Source organism: Alteromonas lipotrueae (assembly GCF_019249215.1).
Lineage (GTDB): Bacteria > Pseudomonadota > Gammaproteobacteria > Enterobacterales > Alteromonadaceae > Alteromonas > Alteromonas lipotrueae.
This window is the reverse complement of record NZ_JAESDI010000005.1, coordinates 185,219-207,873: the sequence shown is the minus strand read 5'-3', so window position 1 is coordinate 207,873 and position 22,655 is coordinate 185,219. Positions and strand designations below refer to the sequence as shown.

Sequence of the window (22,655 nt, the reverse complement as noted above, 5' to 3'; positions counted from 1 at the left end):
TCGTTGCCTCTCTTAATATGAACGCACTTTAGGCGGGAAAGCTTCCCGAAGCTTAGGCGCCATATTGACATCACGTTTAAGCATTTTTTCAGTATTCGGATCGTAAACGCTGTGGCATAACCAGTTCTCATCGTCACGGTCCGGGAAATCGAAGCGGCTATGCGCGCCACGGCTTTCCGTTCTGAAGTTCGCTGCTACTGCTGTGCTGTACGCGGTTTCCATAAGGTTATCAAGCTCAAGACATTCAATACGCTGAGTATTGAAATCGGCACTCTTATCATCAAGGCGAGCATTCTGAAGACGTTCACGAATTTCACCAAGTTGCTTAAGGCCGTCTGCCATGGCTTCACCTTCACGGAATACTGAGAAGTTAAGCTGCATGCATTCTTGCATATCTTTTTTGATTTGAACCGGATCTTCGCCCTTACCTTTCTCTGAGTTTTCCCAGCGATTGAAGCGAGACATAGCCAGTTCAAGGTCAGACTCTGATGCTTCGCGGAATGGCGATACATCAGAAAGGGTTTTACCTAAGTGTAGACCAGTCGCACGACCGAATACTACAAGGTCAAGTAGTGAGTTACCGCCAAGGCGGTTAGCACCGTGTACAGATACACATGCAATTTCACCACAAGCGAATAAACCGTTTACTACTTTATCGTTACCGTCTGCATCAACAGTTAGACATTGACCGTCTACGGTAGTGGGAATACCACCCATCATATAATGACACGTCGGTATTACAGGAATCGGTTCTTTCACTGGATCAACATGAGCGAACGTACGAGAAAGCTCAAGGATACCTGGCAGACGTGACTCAAGTACGTCTTTACCAAGGTGATCAAGTTTAAGTTTACAGTGAGGACCCCAAGGGCCGTCAAATCCGCGACCTTCACGAATTTCAGTCATCATTGAACGTGCAACAACGTCACGACCAGCAAGGTCTTTTGCGTTAGGCGCATAACGTTCCATGAAGCGTTCACCGTCTTTATTAAGCAGGTAACCACCTTCACCACGGCAACCTTCCGTTACTAGCGTACCAGCACCGGCAATACCCGTAGGGTGGAACTGCCACATTTCCATATCTTGTAGTGCGACACCAGCACGAATTGCCATACCAACACCGTCACCGGTATTGATATGTGCGTTAGTGGTAGAAGCGAAAATACGCCCTGCTCCACCCGTTGCTAATACGACTGCTTTAGACTTGAAGTAAACTACTTCGCCTGTCTCGATATCAATAGCAGTACAACCAACAACATCACCGTCTTGGTTTTTAACTAGGTCGAGTGCATACCACTCAGAAAAGACCTTTGTTTTATTCTTTACGTTTTGCTGATAAAGCAAATGCAGCAAAGCGTGACCAGTACGGTCAGCGGCGGCTGCGGTTCGAGCTGCTTGCTCGCCACCAAAATTTCTTGATTGACCACCGAAAGGACGTTGGTAAACCTTACCATTCTCAAAACGTGAGAAAGGCAAACCCATGTTCTCCATCTCAATGATGGCTTCTGGGCCGGTTTTACACATGTATTCAATAGCGTCTTGGTCACCAATGTAGTCCGACCCTTTTACGGTGTCGTACATGTGCCATTCCCAGTTATCTTCATGGGAATTACCTAGCGCAACAGTAATACCACCTTGCGCTGATACCGTATGTGAACGGGTAGGAAATACTTTAGACAGTAGTGCACATGACTTTCCAGATTCTGAAATCTGTAGTGCTGCACGCATACCAGCGCCGCCAGCGCCAATAACTACTGCGTCAAACTCGTGAACGGGTAAACTCATCTTACACTCCCCACAATACAAACAGACCAACAGCGACGTAACCAAAAGCAATGATGTTTAGAACATACTGAATGATTGCACGCAAACCAGACGCCTTCACATAATCGGTAAGTACTTGCCAAAGGCCAATACGAACGTGGATCATGATGGCGATAAGTGCTGCCAATGTGAACACTTTCATCGCTAGCCCAGAAAATAATCCGCGCCACTCAATGAAAGTAATATTATCAGTGGATATAAAAAACCACGCCATGAATACCGTATAAGCAAAAATAATTGCAGCGGTAGTACGTAGTGAAACGTAATCTTGAATACCATTACGCTTTAAGCTTGCTTGGTTGCCTAGCATAGTGCTACTCCCAATACTACTGTCAGCACAATCCAAAGAGCGATAGCTATTTTGGCGCTGAGGTTTCCTGACTCCAACTCTTCCCAGTGACCTAAATCCATAACTACATGTCTTAGGCCGCCTAAAATGTGGTAAGTCAGCGCTGATAAAGTGCCTATTGCGATCACTTTTCCAATGATACCGTCCATCATCGCTTGTACGTTCGCAAACCCTTCAGGCGAGGAAACAGATACTGCCCATGCCCAAATAACAAAGAGTAATGCGAAGAACATTGCGACACCGGTAACACGGTGGAGAATTGACGAAATAGCGGCAGGCGGAAATTTAATAGTATTGAGTTCTAAATTTACTGGTCTTTGCTTTTTCACAATGTATGCCTGTTTAATCCGTAGGGATAATGAATTACTCACCGTTATTATGTCCTGTGCGAGTTAATTCGTTTATTACCTGTTAATTACCTCATCCAATGAGTTGTTAACAATTTGTGAATTATTCTTTAATACATTTAACAGAATAATTATTCTGTTTTAATGCACCGCTGAGTATATCCAGCACAGTATATAATTACAATTTTTTGTGCTGTAGTAAGACTTTAGTCTTTTTTGACAAATCTTCCTGATAAACACAAAGAAAAGTAGTCACAAATACTAACAACAAGCATGGAATGCTTAATAAACAAGGCACTAAAGTGTATCAGCACTAAACTAGAATAACACTATTTTCACTAGCAAAATTAAGGTCTTTTAATGAAAACGACCAATTCTCAATCGACAAAAGGTTAATTTTTCGGCTAAGCTGTTAATAAATTTGGTAAACGGTGGTTTACCTTTTGCCAAAAGACATTGATAATTACCCCGAAACGGGTTTAGTGCGATTACCAACATGTTAACGATAGAGATTCCGGCTGAGCATTATAAATCTCAGTAATTCGGAATATTTATTGTGCATAAATGCAATTAAATTGACTTATTGGTACATAATAAAGTACAAATACGCCACTTTTCCCCAACGAAACGAGCATTTTCGCCCGTTTTCGCTGCAAACAGAACCATTCTGAGGAGAGCATTTTATGGCAGATCAGAAAGCCATTCTTAAAGCCGGCGGTAAGGAAATCGAGCTTCCTATCTTGTCTGGCACCGAAGGACAAGACGTAATCGACGTTCGTTCACTTGGTCAACACGGTTACTTCACCTACGACCCTGGTTTTATGGCGACAGGATCTTGCGAGTCAGCTATTACTTACATTGACGGTGCTGCTGGTGTGTTACTACACCGTGGTTTCCCCATTGAAGAACTAGCGCGCGATGCAGACTACCTTGAAGTTTGTCATATGCTTCTACACGGTGATGCGCCGTCTAAAGAAGAATATGAAGAATTCAAATCGACAATTACACGCCACACCATGGTACATGAGCAAATTAACATGTTCTTCCATGGCTTCCGTAACGATGCCCACCCTATGGCAATGTTATGCGGAACTGTTGGTGGTATGTCATCTTTCTATCACAGCGACTTAGACGTTTCTAACGATGAAGAGCGTAAACGTAGTGCACATCGCTTAATCGCGAAAATGCCTACCTTAGTAGCCATGTGTTACAAATACAACATTGGTCAACCGTTCGTTTATCCACGTAACGATTTGAGCTATGCAGCTAACTTCTTGAACATGATGTTCTCAGTTCCTGCTGAAGAATTTGAGATTAGCCCTGCGGTAGAACGTGCAATGGATCGTATCTTTACGCTTCATGCTGACCACGAGCAAAACGCATCTACCTCTACGGTTCGTCTAGCTGGTTCATCTGGTGCCAACCCTTACGCATGTATTGCGGCTGGTGTTGCTTCACTTTGGGGCCCTGCCCACGGTGGTGCGAACGAAGCATGCCTAAATATGCTTGAGGAAATTGGAACTGTTGATCGCATTCCTGAGTTTATTGCACGTGCTAAAGATAAGGCTGACCCGTTCCGTCTTATGGGCTTTGGTCACCGTGTTTACAAAAACCACGATCCTCGCGCAACAGTAATGCGTGAAAGCTGTCACGAAGTACTTAGCGAACTTAATGTTAAAGATCCACTACTTGAAGTAGCAATGGAACTTGAAAAAATTGCATTAAGCGACCCGTACTTCGCAGAGAAGAAGTTGTTCCCTAACGTAGATTTCTACTCAGGTATCGTACTTAAAGCTATTGGTATTCCTACCAACATGTTTACATGTATCTTCGCCCTGTCTCGTACAGTAGGTTGGATTTCACACTGGCATGAAATGATGAGCGATCCAAAACAAAAAATTGGTCGTCCTCGTCAGCTTTACACTGGTCACAACCAGCGTAAATACACGCCATTAAAATAAGCATGAACAAGTAAGTTTTTGTTCATAAAATAGCGCCTTACGGCGCTATTTTTTTAGCCTCGTTTTAATAAAATAACTCTTTGTACATTTATTTTATTGAAATGACGTCAGAAGGATTGTGTTATATGCCCTACTCTATTGTGTTGCTTGGCGTGGCTGGGCTCATCCCTTTTTTAGCTATGCCAATAGCCTACTCTCTTAATCTTTTGTCATTAACCCAAAGCGCTGTTTATTTTATGCAGTATTCTGCGGTTTTACTGTCATTTTTTGGTGGTATTCATTGGTGGGATTCCATCAGCAACCAGCGTTATGGTAATCAAATGTATGCCGCGATGTTACCCAGTATCATCGGTTGGCTTTGTTTGGTATTTAGCCACGACCCGAAAACCCTAGGGGTACTTTCGCTTAGCTACGTCGCAATATTAGTTTACGATAAATTCACCTTAAGTTTGCCTAAAGGCCAAATAGTGAGCTACATCAGTTTGCGTATAGCTCTCACCTCTGTTGTGGTGATCAGCCATGCTTGGATGATTTACCTTATTACCTAATTTTCACAGTAGATATAAAGCACTTATTGTTGGGTAATATCACTAGTGGACGCCAATTACTAAAACGGCACTTGCCGGTAACACAAAAAAAAGCGCAGTCATTATTAACATGACTGCGCTTTTTTATGTTCCGGGCTTTTTTATTTCAGTGCTTGCTCGGTGTGTTCAACAACTTAAAAGCAAACAGAGATATTATTCGTCACGTATAACCGAAAGCAACTCAGCAGTTTTCTCTTCCATCAACGCTATATCGCCTCGGCTTTCTACATTTAAGCGAATCACCGGTTCGGTGTTCGACTTACGCAAATTAAAGCGCCATGTGTCGAATTCCAACCCGAGGCCGTCGGTAGTATCGATAACCGATGCATGCGGTTTATATTTAGACGTCGCGCGCTCAAGCGCGGCATCCGCGTCTTTAAGCTTGCTGTTAATCTCTCCTGACGATGGAAACGCTTCAATACGCGCTTTAACCATGCTCGACAACGATTGTTTTTTAACACACACAAGTTCGGCAATTAACAACCAAGGGATCATGCCAGAATCGCAGTAAGCAAAATCTCTGAAATAATGGTGCGCACTCATTTCACCGCCATACACCGCGTCTTCTTTACGCATACGCTCTTTAATAAACGCATGACCTGTTTTCGACTTAATGGGTGTACCGCCAGCATTCGCTACTATATCTTCGGTATTCCAAAATACCCGTGGGTCATAAATAATTTTACTGTCTTGGTTCTTCTCAATGAACGCTGCTGCAAGCAAGCCAACAATATAATAGCCTTCAATGAAGTTGCCGTCGGCATCGAACAAGAAACAACGATCGAAGTCGCCATCCCACGCTACACCAAAGTCCGCGTTATGTTTAATAACAGCATCGGCGGTATCAGCTCTGTTCTCAGGTAACAACGGATTGGGAATACCATGAGGAAACGTGCCATCTGCTTCGTGGTGCACTTTAACGAAGCTAATTGGAACTTGTCTGCTCGCTAACTCAGCTTCAATAGCATCTAGCGCTGAACCTGCTGCTCCATTGCCTGCATTAACAACTATTTTAAGTGGTGTGAACGAATCAAGATTCACGTAAGACAACATGTGGTCTACGTAGGCTGACATACAGCTGTCTTCTACATAGCTTCCTGTATCAGTTAAATGTGAAACCTTAATGTGTGCATGACCATTATAGAAAGCATCAGCGTCAATCGCCTCGCCTTGGGTATAGTAGGCAAGGCGCTGTGAAACGGCTTCATCGCTTAGCTGTTCAGCACGCTCTTTAATTGCATTTAAGCCAGTGTCGCCACTAATGGGTACAGAATCAGCTTTAACCAACTTCATGCCATTGTAGTTAATGGGGTTGTGACTAGCGGTCACTTCTATTCCGCCATCAACACCTAAGTGTTTAGTCGCGAAATATATCTCTTCCGTTCCTGCCATACCAATATCGGTAACGTTTGCACCAGCATCAATTAGCCCTGCGCTCAAGGCAAGTTTTAAAGGGGTAGATGTTAAACGAACATCACTGCCTACCACTACCGTTTTCGCTTTTAACTCTTCAGCAAAGGCATAACCAATGCGGTAAGCCGTTGCTTCATCAAGTTGGCTGTTAAGCTCACCGCGTATGTCATATGCTTTAAAGCATGTAATTGGTTTAGTCATGTATTAGAGTCTCTGTTCCCTGTTAAAGCTATCATTGGTCACTAATGTTACAAGAAAAGTAACGAATATCATTATAAAGTAGATGGTATAAAACCCCTCACCTTCGCGCAATGCGCTTTTGAAATTACTAAGCAATTAAGCTCACTTTATTTCTTCTCTGTTGTGGGGAGCCATCAAATCTTGTTTTGGGCCTACAGGAATAACTTGAGTAGGGTTTACCATGGTGTGACTGTAATAATAATGACGTTTGATATGATCAAAATTCACCGTATCCGCCACACCCGGATATTGATACAACTCTTTCATGTAAGCATACAAGTTCGGGTAATCCGCTATTTGACGAATATTGCATTTGAAGTGCCCATGATACACCGCATCAAAACGAATTAAGGTGGTGAACAAGCGCCAATCCGCTTCGGTAATTTGATGGCCCACTAAATAACGCTGCGTAGACAATCGTGTTTCTAACGTATCTAACGCTTCAAATAAAGTATTAACGGCGTCTTCATAGGCACTTTGCGTGGTAGCAAAACCCGCCTTGTACACGCCGTTATTAACAGCGTGATACACCAACTTATTAATATCGTCTATTTCTTCGCGTAGTGGCGAGGGATAAAAATCTTGTGTATCACCCGTAAGCGTATTGAAGTCACTGTTGAAAATACGAATAATATCTGCAGATTCATTATTCACTATGGATTGGGTTTGTTTATCCCATAAAACAGGAACCGTTACCCGCGTGGTAACATCATGTTTTGCTTTGGTGTATAGCTGATGCAGATAATCATAATGATATAGCTTATCACCGGTGCTACCTGGGTATTCAGTAAAACGCCACCCGTCACCTAGCATATCAGGGTTTACCACTGAAACATCAATATGTTCAGTGAGCCCCTTTAGCTGCCTTAAAATTAGCGCACGATGGGCCCACGGACAGGCATAAGCGACATAAAGATGGTATCGACCAGACTCTGGTGGGTGTTGGGCTCCTGCCTCACTGCCTATCGCACCTCTAAATTTCGACTCTTGGCGCTCAAACTTACCGCCGTTCTCACGCGTGTCGTACCATTTGTCTTGCCATAGTCCATCTACAAGCAATCCCATTTATTTCTCCAAGCATTCGTTTTAAAACGTGTTATTCAAACATGTATAGCTTTGAACGTAATGTCGGTATTTTTGGATTTAACTTCCTAGTTTTTAGAACGAATGGGTATAGCAAGTCTACGTAGTGTCCATTTTATCGATGATGGCTCTGGCAATGGGCATGGCGCTAGTAGCCGCAGGAGAAGGTGCATTACCAACGTGTAATACCCTATCAGTTGATAAGAATTCAAAGTCCCCCATCATTTTACCCGTTTTAGACACCGCTTGCGCCCTGATCCCTGGCCGATAGTAGTGTAAATCCTCTTCATTAATCGAGGGGCAATATTTTTGCACTAAACTTGCGTAATAAGATTTGCTTACGCTACTTTTGATTTCTGATATTACACTGGATTTAAACTGCCAGAGCAGTCGCCATAACCCTTTGTATGATAAGGTTCTGAAAATTTCGCTGTAGGAAGGAAGCGAGTGATAGGCTTCTCGACCAGGCGCTAACACCGCATTTGGCCCCACCGTCGTATAACCGCCTATCATTTTCGTTAAGTGAACGCCCAAAAATGGCATATCGGGGTTGGGTACAGGATATATTAATCTTTTGCTAACGTTATCGTACTTAGAAGATAAGCGATAATACTCCCCCTTAAATGGCACTATTTTGAAATCCGGGGTTATTCCTTGCTTTCTAATTAAGTCGTCTGCATACACACCCGCGCAGCAAATAACCCTATCAGCTTCTGTGCGTCGTTTTACACCATTCACTTCGGTTAACAGCGATACGCAGTTGTCATGTTCGTCGATGGCATGAACCCGTGTATTGAAGTGTGCTGTCACGTTTGAATTTTCGATTGCGACTGCCATTAGGGATTTTGTGATAGCCGTAAAGTCGGTAATGCCTGTAGAATTAACCAATACCGCTTCTTTACCCGTAATATTAGGCTCCATCGAGTGTAGTCTAGATTGAGTAATACGTTCAGGGCTTAAATCGTTTATTTCGCAGTTTTTGAAAAGGTTATCAAGCTTTTGCACTTCATCATTGTTGGTCGCCACTATGAGCTTACCGCATTGCTCAAAAGGTAAATGATGGTCTCTACACCACGCAATGGTATCTTGTAACCCTTGCCTACAATACGTAGACTTTAAGGAACTAGGCGAGTAATACACGCCAGCGTGGATCACACCCGAATTTCTTCCGGTTTGATGAAAAGCAGCAACAGGCTCTTTTTCAATTAACTGAACCTTGTGCTGTGGATTGCGCTTTTGATACTCATAAAGTACCGCAGCACCCACTATCCCAGCCCCTATAATGACAATATCGTACCGTTTTGACATGTCTTACTTACTGTTTAAAGAAGAACCCTTGCAATATTACGCTTTTTTGCGATCATGCGCCCCTTAAGTAAAAGCTTTTAATTTTTGTTTCAACTGCTGTGTTATTTTGCCCCCGTCAGGTGTTGGCGGAGCAGTTTTGACAGCGCGGTTTAGACAAAGCGACTATTGGCTTAGCAAGAACTGGAATACATAGTGAGTATATTGGAAAATCAAAGGTTTGGCGGCATCGTGCGCCTATACGGCGAAGAAGCCGCAGAAAAACTTTCAATGAGCCATGTGTGCGTTGTGGGGATTGGAGGCGTTGGTAGCTGGAGTGCAGAAGCACTTGCGCGTTCTGGTATCGGTAAAATCACCCTGATTGATTTAGATGACATATGTGTAACCAACACTAACCGGCAAATTCACGCTATGGCCGATACTATAGGCGAAGCAAAGGTCGATGCTATTGCACAGCGTATTAAACGCATAAACCCAAATTGCGAAGTGGTATGCATTGAAGACTTCGTCACACCAGAAAACACGGCAGAACTGTTAACCCAAGCTATGCATGCCGTTATCGACGCAACTGACAGCATAAGGGCGAAAGCTGCCATGGTAGCCCACTGCAAGCGCGCTAAAATACCCATTGTGACTGTGGGTGGTGCCGGTGGGCAAATTGACCCTACCCAAGTAACTCGGGGCGATTTATCGAAAACCACCCAAGATCCTCTTGCGGCCAAATTGCGCAGTGAACTGCGACGCAATTACAATTTCAGTAAAAATCCTAAACGCCGCTTCGGGGTTGAATGCATCTATTCAACCGAGCAGTTGCGTTATCCCCAACCTGATGGCAGCGTGTGTTATAACAAATCGGCAATGGAAGGCGGAACGCGACTTGATTGTGCAGGCGGTTTTGGCGCGGTTGTAACGGTAACAGCCACCTTTGGTATGTTCGCATCAGCCAGTGTAATCAATCGCTTAACGGGTCATAAATAGACAAACGGGAATAACTACCGCACAATGTTATTAGCAGGTTTAAAAATGACGATAGCTAACATCATAGTATCGCGTAAAGGTTAAAAGAGAAGGATAATAAAATGTCACCTATAGAGCTCGAACAATTAATGAAGGACTGCGCTGAAGATGCGGTTGCTGCAGCGCAAGAAGAGTTCAATTTAACCTTAGATTACTCTGCTGAAAGTGTTTCGCTTGTCGATGATATTTTACTTAGTTTTTTAGACAAATATCATGACAGCGCGTTAGAAGATGAAGCAGTTTTCACCATATGTAATATCTTTGGCGCCTATTTGGGAGAAACGTTCCAGCGTTTTGTGGGTGGAACATGGCTTTATGACCAATCGAACCCTAGTGCACCCTACGTTTTATTAGTGGTCGGTGAGAACTCTTATGCCTTTGCAGGTATTTGCTACGAGCGACTAGTAAACGACAGCCAGGTCAGCGTTAAAGCTTATTTTGATCAATCTGTAAGTAATCACCGCCAGTAACCGGTCTTTTTTGCACTTTTTTCGTGTGAGGCTTATACCTTTTTGCCTCACACGCCAGTCGCTTTTTTGGGTTTCTTCACCTAAAATTAATTCTTAATCCCCAGAAAATAACACCTCAAACAAATGCTTTTTTCTGATTTATTCGGGTTTTACTCGTAATGAGGCTTTTTCCAATCTTGTATCATCCAGCGCAAATGCCGACTTCGACTAATACAATATAAGCTGATAATAGACACCACCACCTTAATGGCAGTTATCATTTCAAACCCCCAATGTACTGACACAATATGATAAAACTGCACACTCAACGACGCTATCACGCCCACTAAAATAAGTGGCAACAATGCGCGAGACCACCCTGTTATCCCCTTTTTCCATAGCCTTTCACGTTGCGATATAAGCACAAGCCCTAACACTATCGGTACACTGCTTAGTAATGCCAAGCCTAAACTTTCACTTTGCGGATAAAACAGCTTAAGTAACGCTTCAGTTTGCGAGCGCGAGGCCAGCGAAAAAATAAACGCAATCCAGTCCAAACTAAATAGCGCCAGTATGACGTACAGCCATTTTGGCGGTAAAATTCGGCCAGATTCATCGTAATATTTTAATGGCAGTTTAAGCATGAAAAACAAATAGCCTTGCTTCAAAGAATAATTAATAACCCAGTTACTATTGGGCTAATAATGCAAACTTAAAGCGCTAAAAGAAAATATCAGGCAATTTGGCATATTTATAAATGTTTTAATATAAACGACACGGTTTCAGGTGATTTAAACGAATTGTGCTTAGACACAACAATGAGTCTTTCTAAGGCCTCTGGTATATCGGCACTTTCGTAGGTCACCACGCCATCAGTGAGTAATAAACACACTTCCCTTCTTTCACATTCGGTTTCTTTTTTCGACCCAATAATGGAATAGGCTTTTCCTTGAATAGGCATAGGATACAAGGTGTTCATCAAGGGGTGACCTGGCTTTAATGAGTCGAGGCTTTTAAATTTAGTGTCGGTTAAATAGCTTTGCATGTCTGACTGAACAATCTCGACCCCATTTTCATCGAGTAAATCAACAAACATACTTTTGAGTTCATAGGGTATTTGTACCAACGATGAACCAATATACCCGATTGCCGACGCCGCTAACGCCGACCCCTTATGGGGCGTATCTAAGTAAAAAACGGTGTTCGTTGTAAACCTAGGTTCAAAGAAAAAGGTGTCCCGAATATCTTCGGACATCGCCTCTTCAAGCTGCTCAGGAGGTACAGCAAAGGTGGTATTCCAAAAGGCGTCGCCAGGCGATACCGTAAGTAACTTGGTTATAAGCCCTCCTAAACTGTGCCCAATAAATACCGCTTCGCGAGTGATGAGTGGGTTATCAATAGTGGCCAGTAGCGCATCAAGCTCTCTTCGAATTTTCATGGCGCTATACAGTGGCGGCTGACCTGAGGGGTAAAGCACATGCCAAACTTGATAGCGTTCGTTCAACCATTCGTCATTCATTACTGCCATAGTCAAATAACGCCAAATCAAAGGGTCGGAATTAAGTCCATGGATCATAATAAGGGGAATTTTGGTGTCAGACATTTCCCCAATAACGTAAATTCCTCTAAGGGCTTTTGCTTGCTTAGTACCCACAAAGCCTTTCCAGCGAAGCCCTCCGACTATCGAATCATTGAGTAAGGCTAAATAGCTGGCACTTGGAGAGTACCGAGCCATATAGGCGTTATTACCCACACGTACCGTGGTTCGGCTATGAATTTTCTGAGCATCTAACGTTATGTGCACCTCGTTACCGTCTAGCTTAATGTCCTGAAACATCAATGTGTAACTGCTGTACGTACCTTCTTGAGGGTAATAGGTCTGTTCAGTTTCTGTGGCTGCTTGTTCTCTTACTACCACGGCAACGCCGTATTCTCCTAGAATGTTGGGTTGCAGCGCATCTTCTGAAGGAAGCATTCTAGAAGCGAAAATTATGGGATGATCTAAATTTAAATGGGTGTGAAAATGGGCTTCATCTTCTTTTCCCGACATCCGCAATGTCAGCAAACTCATTAGCGCATCTCGATGACGTTTTAGTGCAAATTGGCGCTCGTCAGCACTAACATCATCCCGCCCAAGTAGCGCTTGTGTACACAACAAGCTATTAATTAAGTCTTCTGACGAATGAGGCAATATGGTCACGCAACCCCAATAAAGTTCACGGGTGGTGTGCTCAAGAAAATCAAGGGTGTATTCTGGCGCATCAGACAAGCGCAAGGTAAGTGATGGTCGCTCAGGTTTATAATAGTCGGAAGAACATGATGCTAAACCAAGCATAACCAAGCTAAATAAGATGGGTAACGCATTGGTGCACTTATAACAGCCCATGAAGCCCTGCCGTAAATCCTAAATGAGAAGAGCAAAAGAGTATGATGAATTTTTGTTCAGTATTCCACTAATAAGCAGTATTGTTCTTAGTTGAAAAAGTTTTACCTCAAAGAGCTGCGAACCCGCCATACTTACTGTATAATCCGCGGCCATTTTAGGCACAAGTAGCGTCGTTTACCGGGTGATATTTTAGATGACTGTAGAAACCTTTAATCCAAGTAAAGCAGCAAACAAAACCACTACTTTAGAAACACCAGTCAAAACACTGACTGAAAATCGTAGTACAGGTGCAAGCAACGGCGCCCGCATTGGGTTTGTCAGCTTAGGCTGCCCAAAAAACTTGGTAGACTCCGAACGCATTCTTACGCAGTTACGTACCGAGGGCTACGATGTTGTTCCTACATACAACGATGCTGATTTGGTTATTGTTAATACCTGCGGCTTTATTGATGCGGCGGTAGAAGAGTCACTTGATACCATTGGTGAAGCGCTCAAAGAAAACGGCAAAGTCATTGTAACTGGCTGTTTGGGCATTAAAGAAGATGAAATCCGTGAAGTACACCCTAATGTACTGGCTATTACCGGCCCTCACGCTTATGAGTCGGTAGTTGAGCAAGTTCACGAACATTTACCTAAGCCTCAACATAATCCGTTTGAACATTTAGTGCCCGATCACGGTGTTAAACTTACGCCTCGTCATTACGCGTATTTAAAAATCTCAGAAGGTTGTAACCACAGGTGTACTTTCTGCATCATTCCATCGATGCGTGGCGACCTTGTAAGCCGCCCTGTGGGCAGTGTTTTAGACGAAGCAAAGCGTCTCAAAGCCGCTGGTGTTAAAGAGCTATTGGTTATTTCACAAGACACCAGTGCATACGGTGTTGATGTGAAGCACAGAACAGGCTTCTGGGATGGCATGCCCGTTAAAACTCACATGCAACAGTTGTGTGAAAAACTGGGTGAAATGGGCACTTGGGTGCGTCTTCACTATGTTTATCCCTACCCACATGTCGACGACCTTATTCCACTCATGAATGAAGGTAAAATTCTACCTTACCTTGATATCCCGTTTCAGCATGCCAATAAGCGTATCTTACGTTTAATGAAACGCCCTGGTAGTGCAGATCGCACCCTAGAGCGCGTTAAGAAATGGCGTGAAGCCTGCCCTTCATTGGTTATCCGTTCAACCTTTATCGTAGGTTTTCCGGGTGAAACCGAAGAAGAGTTTGAAGAGTTACTCGACTTTATTCGTGAAGCACAGTTAGATCGCGTAGGTGCATTTGCTTACTCACCGGTTGAAGGTGCTCGCGCCAACGACTTACCTGATCCTGTGCCTGAAGACGTTAAACAAGAACGTTTAGCACGCTTCATGGAAGTTCAGGGTGAAATTAGTGCACAGCGTTTACAAGCGCGCATTGGTAATGAATACCAAGTGGTTATCGACAGCGTAGACAGCGAAGGCGCTGTAGGCCGAACTTATGCCGATGCGCCTGAAGTTGATGGGCTAGTTCACCTTAATGGCGTATATGACGTGAAACCTGGTCAACGGGTGTGGGCTGAAGTCATTCATGCTAACGAACACGATGTGTGGGCGGTACTGTCTGAAGATCAAGACGAAGACTAAAGCCAAGATTAATCATAGAAATGGCCACTAGGTTTTCAACAAGTCGTTCAAAATAATGACAATATAATAAACAAAAAACCGGTAGTTCCTAAGGAGCTACCGGTTTTTTTTAGTTAATTGTATGCCGAAAGCGCAATCAGACAGAAGTTACTGCGCACTTACCAAGGCAGTTCATCACCATTTGAATGTATAAAACGCCCTGCACTATCAAGGGTCATTTCGTCGATGCGAGCGACCAATCTTTCAGCAGAGGTACCTGCATCAATATCACCACTTCCATTCACCATTTCAGTTTGCACAAACCCTGGGTGAAATAAACCTACCGCGATCCCTTGTGGCTTGAGATCGTTTGCTAATGACACACCAGCAGCATTTAGCGCCGCTTTCGACATTCTATACCCGTAGTAACCGCCAGAGGTGTTATCGGTCATAGAGCCCATTCTGCTGGTGATCATGGCTATCTTACTGTTGTCGGCCATTGATGGAAGAAGAGTTTGTGTGACAAGCAGAGGCCCCATCGCATTCACTCTAAACTGATAATCTATGGTGTGAGGTTCCCAGTCATCTAAGGTTTCTTTGCCTAACACGCCAGCGTTATTAATAAGCAAATCAATCTTAACGTCTGCTAGCTCCGCTAAACTATCAGCCAGCGTATCTGGCTGCGATACATCAACACCCGTGATCACTTTAACGCCAGATGAATTAAGCTCATCACAACTATTGCGACAGGTGGCGTACACCGTCGCGCCTTTCGCTTTATATTGCTTAACCAGGGCTAGACCAATACCGCGGTTGCCCCCTGTAATGACTACGTTCATTTTAACGCTCCCTATTTATATGCTGCACGCTACAAATATAAATACAAATGCTATGCCGAAAAAGTCGATGACATGTATTCACAATGAATGCCAGTGTTAACCAGTTATTGGCAACGCTTAATTAGCCTTTCAGCAGGCTAATCATTTTTGCATTTGAATACCGGAATATCTTTTGGCTTTTTTTGATGATTACTCGTTTTTTTCAGCCGCTAAAAAAGCGAATAAAAAGCGCGGCTTACCCTAACGATGCCAGCAAACGCGCAAGATCCTCAGGCGTGTCTATGCCAACGGGTGGTTTAGCATCTGCTACGTCGCAATGGATTTTGTCGCCATACCACAATGCCCTAAGCTGCTCGAGAGATTCAATTTGCTCAAGGGCACTAGGCTGATAACTAACATACTGCTGCACGTATTGTGCACGGTACGCATAAATGCCTATATGTCTAAAATACAATTTAGGATCAGCACTTTGACGGTTTTCCATCATACGATCACGTTCAAATGGGATAGCGGAACGAGAAAAATACATCGCCTCTTTATGTGCATTTACCAGTACTTTAACCATATTAGGGTTAAATACATCGTCGCTTTCTAAAATAGGCGTAGACAAGGTAGCCATCACACATTGAGGTGCATTCGATAAATTACTCGCCACTTGCTTAATGTTTGCAGCAGGAATGAAAGGTTCATCGCCTTGTACATTAACCACAATACTATCGGCAGCTATATTTTCTTTCTCAATTACCTCGGCAATACGTTCGGTGCCTGACTGGTGTGTAACGGCCGTCATACAAACATGAGCAAATTGGTTAGCGGCATCGGCAATACGCATATCGTCAGTGGCGACTATTATTCGCTCAGCCCCCGCCTCAGTGGCTCGCTCCACCACATGCTGAATCATGGGTTTACCGTTAATATCAGCCAGAGGTTTACCTGGAAAACGGCTAGAGCCATATCGTGCGGGAATAACTACTGTAAATGCCATCACACACCTATCGCGTTGCGTCTACTTCATCGAGTGTCATTACCGTTGCTTTGCTTTCGATAAGCACCGGAATACCGTCTTTAATGTCGTAAGCCAAACGGTCAAAGCGGCAGATTAGCTTATCTTTTTCATCATTAAGCACCAACTTCCCTTTGCACACTGGGCATGCCAGTACTTCTAATAATTTGTTATCAAATACCATTGTATTTCCTTGCTTGCTAAGGCGTCATTGTTAAGCCGGCATTAACCAGCTTGTTATCTATTTGTGTGAAAAACTTCTGATCGATATTTGCTGAAACGGGCAAATACCAACAATCGTTGTGGGCGATATCACTTACCTTCACCGCATCTTTTTCGGTCATTAGCACAGTACCTGATGGGATTTCATCTGCTGTAAATTGGTGATGGTCAGGGAAAGGTAACGTGCTTGACAGCGTTAGCCCCATACTCTTTAACTGCGAGAAAAAGCGTTCAGGCGCACCAATACCCGCCATGGCAGTAATAGTCTTACCGGATAAGCTAGTAAGCTCAGTCTGCTCAGTGGGCTTTGTTACAGAGCACACTTCTGAAGCCTCTAGGTGCATAAGGTACTGAGGTGTTTGGCCTGCTTTAAGGTTTGGTATCTTATTGTCAGCACGGTTATGCACGATGGCATCTACGGTTGCCAGCCGCCAGTGAGCTTCCCTAAGCGGCCCCATAGGTATTAAAAAGCCACTGCCGGTTAACCGTTCGTCCATTACCACCACTTCAACATCTCTTGCTAACGCATAATGTTGAAGACCATCATCACAGATAATGAGGTCGCAATTAAGATCATTTGAAAGATAATCTGCGCCTCGGCTACGTATGGGGTCAATCACCACCGGTACTTGACTGCGAATAGTCAGTAATCGAGGTTCATCCCCTACTTCACTGGCATCATCATTACCGGTGACTTGACGAGGGTAATAGCTAGACTTACCGCCATACCCTCTACTTAAAATACCAACTCGAATACCTTTTTCGCGATAATACTGCGCGAGTGCAAGAACTACGGGGGTTTTACCGTTACCGCCAACCGAAATATTGCCTACTACAATAACCTTAGCACGGCCGCGATACACTTTTTTCAGGCCTGTAGAGAACAAAAATCTACGAAAAGCTGATATCAGCCAGAAAAGTATCGCGAGTGGCGATAACAGCCACACTAGCGGGTGACCAGCGTACCAGCGCTTCACCATACGGTTCACTTAGTTATCACCAAACTGTAGCGCGTGAAGCTGCGCATAATGCCCACCTTTCGCTAGTAACTCGTGATGCTTACCACTTTCAATAATACGACCTTGCTCAACCACCATGATAGTGTCGGCATTTTCAATCGTCGATAACCTGTGTGCTACCACAATACTGGTACAACGTTTTTGCAATGTTTCTAATGCATCTTGAATGAGTCTTTCCGATTCCGTATCTAGCGCCGAGGTCGCTTCGTCTAAAATCAGAATAGGCGCATCGGCTAAAATAGCGCGGGCAATAGCAATACGTTGGCGTTGACCGCCAGATAACATAAGACCATTTTCCCCAATAACGGTATCGATACCTTCAGGCAAATTGCCTAAAAACTCATCCACATGCGCCATTTTACAGGCTTGCTCAATTTTGGCCTGCGACACGGTTTCTTTTGCACCATAAGCAATGTTATTGGCAATAGAGTCGTTAAACAATGTTACGTTTTGCGACACTACTGCAAACTGCGCCCGTAGCGATTTCAAAGCAATACTGTCTAAAGGGTTGTCATCCAACCTGACTTGCCCACTTTGTGGTGAATAAAATCGGGTAAGCAGCGACGAAATGGTCGACTTTCCGCTTCCAGAACGCCCTACCAAAGCAACAGAGTGGCCAGGTTCTGCGGTAAACGACACGTTCGTTAACGCAGGCGAATGCTTGCCTGGGTAAGTAAAGGTCACATCATCGAATTCAATTTTTCCAACTGCACGCTCTACTTTTATGTCGCCTGAATCGGCTTCGTTTTCCCTATCTAATATTTCAAATACGCTTACGCAGGCAGTCATGCCTTTTTGAAACTCATTATTAATCGTCGTCAGTTGCTTCAAAGGTTTTAGTAGCATCACCATACAAAACACCACGTTGATAAATACACCCGCAGAGAGCTTTTCAACCATGCCCGGCGTACTGGCAATATAAAGCACTACGGCTAACGCAACAGACGCAATAACCTGAATAGACGACACACTTAAAATTTGGGTAACCGCAAGCTTCATGGTTTGTTGGCGGTTATTATTATTTTTCTGCTCGAAGCGTTTTTGTTCGATGGTTTGCCCACCAAACATAATGACCACTTTATGGCCTTTTACCGCCTGCTCTACCGCAGAGGTTAAATTGCCCATCGCTTGTTGAATGTTTCGACTCACCACTCTAAACCGCTTACTCACGAATGAGACAATAACGGCAACTAAAGGGCCAATTAACAAGAAGATAATAGATAACTGCCATGAGTAATAAAACATTACCGCGAGTAGTCCAATAACAAGCGCCCCTTCCCGAACCAAGGTTAACAAGGCTTTACCAGAAGCATTGGCAACTTGTTCGGTGTCGTAGGTCACTTTACTAATTAACGCCCCCACTGCTTGGGTATCGTGGAATGACACCGGTAAATGGATATATTTATCGAACAACTGTTGTCGCATACGCATGACGACCTGGGAACCAATCCACGTTAATGTATAGGTACCAAGAAAGTTAAATAGTCCCCTTAATAAAAACAACGGGACTATCGCATACGCAGCTAATCGTAAGTACGCCTGATCATTTTTCCCTAGTGACTCGTCAATCATGGGCTGCAATTGTGCAAATACGAAAGTATCTACTGCGGAGTAGCCCACCATGCCAATAACGGCAACGAAGAAAGGGAGTTTAAATTCACGCAGATAGCGTAAAAAGCGTTTAACCTGGAAGGCCGACGGATCGGTTTGTTGCATCAAAGTGTTTTAACCTGTTCGTTATTCATTACTTTCACCCTAGCTATTGTACTAGTACTTGAGTAATTTCCCTAATCAACCCCATGCTTTGCTTAGAAATTGTCCTCATTTTTCAATTCAGATTCTGAAGAAACAAGGTGCCTAGGCGTGTAACTTGGCAAATACCATCGGTTTTGGGTGTCCTTTCGTTCTGAACTAACTATATAGTCACCTTCTGCGAACTCAAGTCGAATGAAACCAAATTCGCTAGTGGTAAACTGGCGAACGCCATAATGCTGGTAGCGAGAAAAAACAGATTTGCTTGGAAATTTCCATCTATTTTCATACCCTTGGGTATAAATAACCACATCAGGGGAAACACTTTGGATCCATATATCGGTGGATGAGGTTTTACTGCCATGATGTGGTGCAATTAACACATCAGCACGTACTGTCATTTTTTTGTAGTTACTTTTATCATCTTGAAAGCCGTTTTTTCTCGCATCAACTCCCACTGCCATTCGCCTTTTTTCTGCATGCAGTATGGCATACTCACTTGCTCGTTCAATATCACCAGGAAGCAGAATACTGTGGTGTCCATCATCAATTTTAATCACGCAAGACATGGCATTACTGTCTTCTTGATTCCCTTTTACAGGCCATAAAAAGGTAAGTGTTAACCCTTGCCAGTTTATTACCCTACCGCGCTCACATCCCTCTATCGGGCTTATCCATGTTGGTTGAATACCTTTGTTGTCTAACCAGGCTTTGAATGGTTTTTCCCCCCCTGCGTGATCAGTATCGCCATGACTATGAATAACCATATCTACTTGTTCACTGTTATTTCGCTTGAGGAATGCAGGTATAACCTTACTCGCTAATGGCGCTTCACCGTTATACATAGGCCCTGTATCAATAATGATGGCTTGGGGCCCCTTTGTTAGCGCAATTGCCGTTCCCTGCCCAGCATCAAACACATTTACAAACCAGCGAGTTGGAGAAGAATGAATAAAGGAGAAGGTAACGGGGAGTATTAGCAATAACACACAGGCCCATTTGTATCGCCACCTGGGTAATATTGTTAATAACATGGCGATAAGCAGGCAAATCACTGTGCCTGTGGTGGGATAAAAGTGAATAGCGCTTATTGGCCAAGATGCCGCTTCGCTCAAACACGCTAAAAGCCAGCCTAATACCCTATCTATTTTGAGTAACACCCAAATAGCAAAACCTAAACTGGCAGGAATATAATACCCCGCCATCACGGCAAGCAATGCAACAGGAAGAATAAGTGTAATGATAGGCAATACAAAGAGGTTAACGAAAATCCCTATAGTACTAGCCGTACCAAACCATAATAGGGTGATAGGCGCCATCGCAATACTAACCCCTAACTGCATGCAGCATAATGCCTTATACCAAGGCATTGCTTGAAACCGAAATCGCCAATTAAGCAGCCAAATACTCATCACCGCGCCAATACTTAAGTAAAAGCTGGCTTGCAGCAACGACAAAGGAAACAACACAATACAAGTGAACAGCATGAAAACGCCCATATGAAATGGCCGTAACACACTATTGAATACAGCAAAGCCTATACCCACTAACAATAAAACAAAGGCCCTTACCACAGGCAGCGCCATACCGCTTAACATGACATAGAGGGCCGCACTAATAATCAAGGTTGTTAATACGTAGCCCCTTAGGTTTATAAAAGCATACTTCCCATTCGCCATGCTGCTGGCGAAAAGAATCACCGCACTACAGGCATAAAATGCCGTCATGGCGATAATGGATAAGTGCATTCCCGATATACTGAATATATGTGCGGTACCCGTTTGCCCAATGGTTTGCCAGTCTTCTTTGGTCAACAGACTACGTTCCCCAATCAATAACGCCTGAAACCAGCGCATTTGAATAAGGGGCAGTGTAGATAAAAAACTCGACATATTGTGACGAGTGCTATGGTTGTGAACCACGGTTTCACTGTGTAACTGTTTGATATAACCCGTAGCAACAATTTCTTGGCTGGCAAGGTATTGTTGCCGATTGAAGCCTACTGGGTTGAGGGTTCCGTAGGCAGGTTTTAATTTCGCTATGGCAGTAAATTTGTCGCCGTTGTGTAAGCATATGCCCGTCACGCGATGGCTCAATGTCATTTTTCGAGTGAATTTCAGTGCTATATCGTCTATGGCTTTGACGTTGACGACATACGCCATAAATCGCTGTTTATCTTTTTCATACCCTGCGCTTTGGGAAGGTTTAGATATTCCTACGTTTGCTACACTTTCGATTTTTTCCGAGGTTTGTGTATTTACTCTATTTTCTTGGCTACCCACGGCGCTTTTTTGACCACTGAGACAGCCGCCATGGTCAACTACCGCATTAATTGTGACATCTTGTTGAATTTTGCTCTGTGGTAGTTGCCAAGATAGGTGCCAATACCCTAAACTCGCCAACCATGTAGCACCTATTAACGCGCCACTAACTACAATAAGGCCAAATTTCATCCAACGAGTTTGCTCGTTACCACTTATTGTTTGTATGTGAAAATTACGCATTGAAAGGAACAGCAGTACACCACCACCTATGGCCAGCGTCATCACTACGTTTAGCGATGGCAACGTGGGCCATAAAGCTGCGGTTGTTGCGCTAACACAAAAACTGCCACACCAAATTGTGATACGATTTACCATTGTTTTACGTAGCAATAAATATAGTTGGCTGAATGTAGCCCACAAGTTGATAGTTAACGAACGAGTGTTATGCCAAAGAAATTTATTAGACGTTTCCTGCCCGAACCGCAGGCTGTAAAGAACAACAAAATTCTGCGCGTATTTGGCAGCGTTTTGCACGAACCTAATTTATGGCATTTAAACAGACGTTCAGCGGCAGGCGGGTTTTGTATTGGGCTGTTTTTTGCTTTTTGGCCTGTGCCCTTTCAAATGTGGCTTTCTGCGGGTGTCGCCATTCCTTTTCGTGCGAATTTGCCGCTATCGGTAGCCACAGTGTGGGTAACCAACCCCTTCACCATTCCGCCCATATTTTATGCTGCATATAAAATTGGTTCTACTGTACTTGGGACCAAGCCTGAACACTTTGAATTCCAATTCAGTTGGCAGTGGGTAGTGGAAAGTATCAGCACCATTGGCCCCGCATTTTTGGTTGGCTGCGCAATTTGTTCCATTATCGCCAGCGCTGTGGGGTACTTTACACTTAATTGGATTTGGCGCTTTCAGGTAAAGAAAGCATGGGAGCGCAGAAGATTGGCTCGTGCAAAAGCGAAATTGCAAGCCCAGTAGCGTGCTCACCC

The 22,655-nt window shown here is 43.8% G+C and carries 20 protein-coding genes; 6 read left to right on the top strand and 14 right to left on the bottom strand.

The window, feature by feature from the left end:
* Positions 1 to 12: 12 nt before the first annotated feature.
* The 3 genes from sdhA to sdhC are packed head-to-tail and all read right to left on the bottom strand — an operon-like array spanning position 13 to position 2,502.
* Positions 13 to 1,785: a succinate dehydrogenase flavoprotein subunit gene (gene sdhA, locus JKP82_RS07340; protein ID WP_159530105.1), complete on the bottom strand. Its 1,773-nt coding sequence runs from the start codon at positions 1,783 to 1,785 to the stop codon at positions 13 to 15.
* 1 nt (position 1,786) lies between these two features.
* Positions 1,787 to 2,134 (bottom strand): succinate dehydrogenase, hydrophobic membrane anchor protein, encoded by a 348-nt coding sequence (gene sdhD / locus JKP82_RS07335; protein ID WP_126872334.1) that lies wholly within the window; start codon positions 2,132 to 2,134, stop codon positions 1,787 to 1,789.
* On the bottom strand, positions 2,128 to 2,502 hold the full coding sequence (gene sdhC, locus JKP82_RS07330) for a succinate dehydrogenase, cytochrome b556 subunit (protein ID WP_013783979.1): 375 nt from the start codon (positions 2,500 to 2,502) through the stop codon (positions 2,128 to 2,130). Before sdhC ends, sdhD begins: the two co-directional genes overlap by 7 nt.
* A gap of 701 nt (positions 2,503 to 3,203) precedes the next feature.
* On the opposite strand from sdhC, the gene JKP82_RS07325 reads away from it, so the two are divergent.
* Entirely contained in the window at positions 3,204 to 4,481 is a 1,278-nt protein-coding gene (locus JKP82_RS07325; protein ID WP_057791619.1) for a citrate synthase, read from the top strand.
* A 125-nt stretch (positions 4,482 to 4,606) separates the two neighbouring features.
* Positions 4,607 to 5,029, top strand: coding sequence for a DUF3429 domain-containing protein (locus JKP82_RS07320; RefSeq protein WP_159530103.1), 423 nt, complete (start codon positions 4,607 to 4,609; stop codon positions 5,027 to 5,029).
* Positions 5,030 to 5,221: 192 nt separating this feature from the next.
* On the opposite strand, the gene JKP82_RS07315 is transcribed toward JKP82_RS07320, so the two are convergent.
* From JKP82_RS07315 to lhgD, 3 genes are all read right to left on the bottom strand, one after another.
* On the bottom strand, positions 5,222 to 6,682 hold the full coding sequence (locus tag JKP82_RS07315; protein WP_218396457.1) for a phosphohexomutase domain-containing protein: 1,461 nt from the start codon (positions 6,680 to 6,682) through the stop codon (positions 5,222 to 5,224).
* Positions 6,683 to 6,823: 141 nt separating this feature from the next.
* Entirely contained in the window at positions 6,824 to 7,786 is a 963-nt protein-coding gene (locus JKP82_RS07310; protein ID WP_159530099.1) for a glutathione S-transferase family protein, read from the bottom strand.
* Between the two features lie 117 nt (positions 7,787 to 7,903).
* Positions 7,904 to 9,112 (bottom strand): L-2-hydroxyglutarate dehydrogenase, encoded by a 1,209-nt coding sequence (gene lhgD / locus JKP82_RS07305; RefSeq protein WP_218396455.1) that lies wholly within the window; start codon positions 9,110 to 9,112, stop codon positions 7,904 to 7,906.
* 192 nt (positions 9,113 to 9,304) lie between these two features.
* On the opposite strand from lhgD, the gene tcdA reads away from it, so the two are divergent.
* Both tcdA and JKP82_RS07295 read left to right on the top strand, forming a co-directional pair.
* Positions 9,305 to 10,087 carry a tRNA cyclic N6-threonylcarbamoyladenosine(37) synthase TcdA gene (gene tcdA / locus JKP82_RS07300; RefSeq protein WP_373996588.1) on the top strand — a complete coding sequence of 261 codons (783 nt, stop codon included), beginning with the start codon at positions 9,305 to 9,307 and terminating at the stop codon, positions 10,085 to 10,087.
* 101 nt (positions 10,088 to 10,188) lie between these two features.
* Positions 10,189 to 10,596 (top strand): hypothetical protein, encoded by a 408-nt coding sequence (locus JKP82_RS07295; RefSeq protein ID WP_218396453.1) that lies wholly within the window; start codon positions 10,189 to 10,191, stop codon positions 10,594 to 10,596.
* 149 nt (positions 10,597 to 10,745) lie between these two features.
* On the opposite strand, the gene JKP82_RS07290 is transcribed toward JKP82_RS07295, so the two are convergent.
* Positions 10,746 to 11,219 carry a DUF2919 family protein gene (locus tag JKP82_RS07290; RefSeq protein WP_218396451.1) on the bottom strand — a complete coding sequence of 158 codons (474 nt, stop codon included), beginning with the start codon at positions 11,217 to 11,219 and terminating at the stop codon, positions 10,746 to 10,748.
* Positions 11,220 to 11,326: 107 nt separating this feature from the next.
* A complete protein-coding gene (locus JKP82_RS07285) occupies positions 11,327 to 12,961 on the bottom strand; it encodes an esterase/lipase family protein (protein WP_218396449.1) in 1,635 nt (544 codons plus the stop codon).
* A 193-nt stretch (positions 12,962 to 13,154) separates the two neighbouring features.
* Between JKP82_RS07285 and rimO the strand changes: the two genes are divergently transcribed.
* The gene (rimO, locus tag JKP82_RS07280) at positions 13,155 to 14,585 is read left to right on the top strand and encodes a 30S ribosomal protein S12 methylthiotransferase RimO (RefSeq protein ID WP_218396447.1); all 1,431 of its coding nucleotides are present in this window, start codon (positions 13,155 to 13,157) and stop codon (positions 14,583 to 14,585) included.
* 158 nt (positions 14,586 to 14,743) lie between these two features.
* On the opposite strand, the gene JKP82_RS07275 is transcribed toward rimO, so the two are convergent.
* From JKP82_RS07275 to JKP82_RS07250, 6 genes are all read right to left on the bottom strand, one after another.
* On the bottom strand, positions 14,744 to 15,403 hold the full coding sequence (locus tag JKP82_RS07275) for an SDR family oxidoreductase (RefSeq protein ID WP_218396446.1): 660 nt from the start codon (positions 15,401 to 15,403) through the stop codon (positions 14,744 to 14,746).
* Between the two features lie 235 nt (positions 15,404 to 15,638).
* Complete coding sequence (gene kdsB / locus JKP82_RS07270) at positions 15,639 to 16,388, bottom strand: 3-deoxy-manno-octulosonate cytidylyltransferase (RefSeq protein ID WP_218396444.1); 750 nt, start codon at positions 16,386 to 16,388, stop codon at positions 15,639 to 15,641.
* Between the two features lie 7 nt (positions 16,389 to 16,395).
* Positions 16,396 to 16,590, bottom strand: coding sequence for a Trm112 family protein (locus JKP82_RS07265; RefSeq protein ID WP_218396441.1), 195 nt, complete (start codon positions 16,588 to 16,590; stop codon positions 16,396 to 16,398).
* 16 nt (positions 16,591 to 16,606) lie between these two features.
* Positions 16,607 to 17,608, bottom strand: a complete 1,002-nt coding sequence (gene lpxK / locus JKP82_RS07260) for a tetraacyldisaccharide 4'-kinase (protein WP_218396439.1) — start codon at positions 17,606 to 17,608, stop codon at positions 16,607 to 16,609.
* A gap of 9 nt (positions 17,609 to 17,617) precedes the next feature.
* Complete coding sequence (msbA, locus tag JKP82_RS07255; RefSeq protein WP_218396437.1) at positions 17,618 to 19,363, bottom strand: lipid A export permease/ATP-binding protein MsbA; 1,746 nt, start codon at positions 19,361 to 19,363, stop codon at positions 17,618 to 17,620.
* A gap of 92 nt (positions 19,364 to 19,455) precedes the next feature.
* On the bottom strand, positions 19,456 to 22,038 hold the full coding sequence (locus JKP82_RS07250; protein ID WP_218396435.1) for a DNA internalization-related competence protein ComEC/Rec2: 2,583 nt from the start codon (positions 22,036 to 22,038) through the stop codon (positions 19,456 to 19,458).
* A gap of 69 nt (positions 22,039 to 22,107) precedes the next feature.
* Between JKP82_RS07250 and JKP82_RS07245 the strand changes: the two genes are divergently transcribed.
* On the top strand, positions 22,108 to 22,644 hold the full coding sequence (locus JKP82_RS07245; RefSeq protein ID WP_159530079.1) for a DUF2062 domain-containing protein: 537 nt from the start codon (positions 22,108 to 22,110) through the stop codon (positions 22,642 to 22,644).
* Positions 22,645 to 22,655 lie beyond the last annotated feature (11 nt).